Origin of the sequence: Streptomyces sp. SID3343, assembly GCF_009865215.1 — a bacterium.
Classification (GTDB): Bacteria; Actinomycetota; Actinomycetes; order Streptomycetales; family Streptomycetaceae; genus Embleya.
Map to the genome: position 1 here is coordinate 1 of NZ_WWJX01001090.1, position 3,565 is coordinate 3,565.

2 protein-coding genes are annotated in these 3,565 nt (G+C 73.9%); both read left to right on the forward strand.

Annotation, left to right across the window (positions count from 1 at the left end; translation table 11 throughout):
• On the forward strand, positions 1-787 hold a 787-nt coding region (locus GT354_RS34235; RefSeq protein ID WP_161360261.1), incomplete at its 5' end, for an SDR family oxidoreductase.
• A partial coding sequence (locus tag GT354_RS34240) for a type I polyketide synthase (RefSeq protein WP_161360262.1) occupies positions 784-3,565 on the forward strand: 2,782 nt, incomplete at its 3' end. The genes GT354_RS34235 and GT354_RS34240, both read left to right, overlap by 4 nt.

Here is a 3,565-nt window from a genome sequence, read left to right on the forward strand (position 1 = left end):
ACTGCGCGCCGCGCTCGTCGCCGGCGGCCTGCGCGAGCCGGCCCGCGTCGAGGCGGAGGTGACCCGGATCCTGAGCGGGCGTCAGATCCGGGAAACACTCGCCGCCTTGGCCGAACCGGCCGCGTCCGTGCGCCTGCACGCTGCGGACGTCACCGACCCCGAGCAGGTCCGCGCGGTCGTCGAGGCGATCGTCGAGCGCTACGGCCGGTTGGACGCGATCGTGCACGGCGCCGGCATCCTGGCGGACCGGCTGCTCGCGGACAAGTCCCCCGATTCCTTCCGCCGCGTGTTCGCGACCAAGGTCGACGGGGCCCGCGCCCTGGTGTCCGCGCTGCGCTCGCTGCGGCCCGGGCTCGCGCCGCCCGGCTTCCTGGTCATGTTCGGCAGCGTGGCCGGCGTGTACGGCAACCGGGGTCAGACCGACTACGCCGCCGCGAACGACGCGCTCGCGACGCTGGCACATGGTTGGGCCGGCGAACAGGGCGACCTGCCCGCGCCGGTCGCCGAACGGGTGGTCACCATCGACTGGGGTCCGTGGGCGGCGGCCGGCGGCGGGATGGTCACTCCCGAGTTGGAGCGCGAGTACACACGGCGCGGGGTGCCGCTGATCGATCCGGCACACGGCGTGGACGCACTGCTCACGGAACTCGCGTGCGGGGAGGCTGCGCAGGCCGTGTACGTGTGTGTACCGCCCACCGGGTCGGTGCCGCCTACCGGGCCCATCGCGTCCGCCGAACCGGACCCGGCCAATGGTTCAACCCCGTCCTCCGGCCCGGTGCCCGCATGACCCGCCCCTCGGGTCCGCGTCCCGACGACGCCGCGATCGTCGGGATCGGCGCGCTGTTTCCCGGCGCGATGGACACTGCGCGGTTTTGGGACCTGATCGTCTCGGGGACGGACGCGATCCGCGACGTCCCGACCGACCGCTGGGATCCCGCGCTGTACTACGCGCCCGGCACGGCCGGCGAACCGGCCCGCAGCGACCGGTTCTACTGCCGGCGTGGGGGCTTCGTCGACGACCTCGCGACGTTCGACCCGACCGCCTTCGGCATCATGCCGGCGGTGGTCGACGGCGCCGAACCCGACCAGCTGCTCGCGCTGCGCACCAGTGCCGAGGCGATCGCCGACGCGGGCGGCGAGGCCCGGCTGCCCGACCGCTCGCGGATCGGCGTGGTGTTCGGGCGCGGCGGCTACATGGGCGTCGCCACCGCGCGGCTGGACCAGCGGGTCCGTACCGCGCACCAATTGGTCCGCATCCTGAGCGAGTTGGCTCCCGACCTCGATCGCGCTCGGCTGACCGAGATCCGCGAGGCGTTTCAGAGCTCGCTCGGCCCCGAACGTCCCGAGGCGTCGATCGGCCTGGTACCGAGCTTCACCGCGTCCCGGATCGCCAACCGACTCGACCTGGGCGGTCCGTCGTACACCGTGGACGCGGCCTGCGCGACCTCGCTGCTCGCCCTCGACCAGGCAATCACCGAACTTCGCTCGGGGCGCTGCGACGCGGTGCTCGCGGGCTCCGTACACCACTGTCACATCGCGACGTTGTGGAGTGTGTTCACCCAGTTGCGCGCACTCAGCCCGAGCGAACGGATCCGCCCGTTCGACCGCGCCGCCGACGGCACGCTGATCTCCGAGGGCACCGGCGCGGTGCTGCTCAAACGGCTGGCCGACGCCGAACGCGACGGCGACCGCGTCTACGCCGTGGTCCGCGGCGTGGGCGTGACCAGCGACGGCCGCGCGGCGAGCCTGATGAGCCCGCTGGTCGCGGGCCAGGTCCGCGCCCTCGAACAGGCCTGGCGCGCGGCGGACCTGGATCCGAGGGCCCCGGGCCTGCTCGGCCTGCTGGAGGCACACGGCACCGGTACACCGGTCGGCGACGAAGCCGAACTGACCACACTGGGACGTGTTTTCGGGCCTCGCGCGGCGAACGACCGGGCCGATGTGGCATTGGGGACGGTCAAGTCCAACATCGGTCACGCGATGCAGGCTTCGGGCATCGCGGGTCTGATCAAGGCCGCGCTGGCCCTGCACCACCGCACGTTGCCGCCGACCCTGCATGTGGAGGATCCGCATCCGGCGTTCGCGCACACGCGGATGCGCCCACAGTCCGACGTCGAGGACTGGCCCGCGAATCCGGCGGGCAGCCGACTCGCGGCCGTGGACGCCTTCGGGTTCGGTGGTGTCAACGCGCACGCCGTGTTGGAGCAGGCCCCGGTCGGGCGCGCGGTGGCCCTGCCCACCCGGGCCGCCGACAGGCCGCCCGCGCTCGTGACGCTCGCCGCCGATTCCCCCGCGGAACTGGCGCAAAGGTTGGCCGAGTTCACTGCCGGTGAGGCCCCGGCCCGCACGACGACCGGCCCGTGTCGGATCGCCGTGGCCGACCCGACGCCCGAGCGGCTGGCGTTGGCCGCGCGGGTCGTAGCGCGCGGTGAGCCGTGGCGCGGCCGGGCCGAGATCTGGTTCACTCCGCGCCCGTTGCTCGGGCCACAGGCCGCCGAGCCCGGGCGGATCGCAATCCTGTTCCCCGGTCTGGAACCGGAGCCACAACCGCGTGCGGACGATCTCGCCGACCTGCTCGGCCGCACTCGCCCCGACATCACCGGCGGCACCGACCTGATCGGGCGCGCGGTGGATGCCACCACCGCCGGCCGCTTCCTCGCCGACGCGCTGCGCCGAGTGGGCGTCACCGCGGACGTCTTGGCCGGCCACAGCGTGGGTGAGTGGACCGCGATGGTGGCGTCCGGGATGTACCCGCGCGCGGCCATCGACACGTTCCTGGCCTCGCTCGGCCCCGACTCGCTCGCCGTGCCCGATCTGATGTACGCCGCGCTCGGATGCGGCGTCGACGCGGCCCGCCGGCACGTGGGCGCGGGACCGGTGGTGGTCTCGCACGACAACTGCCCGCACCAGAGCGTGGTGTGCGGCCCTCCGGAGGCGGTCGGGGCGGTGCTCGAAGGGCTGCGCCGCGAAGGAGTCCTCGGCGGCGAACTCCCGTTTCGTTCCGGGTTCCACACGCCGATGTGGGAACCGTACCTGGGCCAGGCCCGGGACGCGTTCGCGCACCTGCCGCTGCGCGTCCCGCGCATACCGGTGTGGTCGGCGACGAGTGTCGCGCCGTTTCCCGAGGACGCGGACGCCGTGCGGGCGTTGACGGTTCGTCACCTGCTGGAGCCGGTTCGGTTCCGGGAGTTGGTGGACCGGCTGTACGCGAGCGGCGTCCGCGTCTTCGTCCAGGCGGGCGCGGGCAGTCTGGTCGGCTTCGTGCAGGACACCCTGCGGGGGCGGGACGCGCTCGCGGTCGCGGCCAATTCGACGCTGCGGCCCGGCCTGGACCAGTTTCGTCGCGCCGGGGCGGCGCTGTGGGTGGAGGGCGCGGCGATCGACCCGGCGCTGCTCGCCGTTCCCGCTGTGGCCGCCGCGCCCACCCGCTCCGCCGCGACGGCGCGCCTGCTCGATCTCGGTTCGCCGGTGGTCGGGTTGGCCGAGGCGGCCGGGCCGTTGCGGTTGGTCGGCGCGACGCGGGCGGTCCGGGCGTACGACGACCATCCGGTGTTGGCGGCCTTTC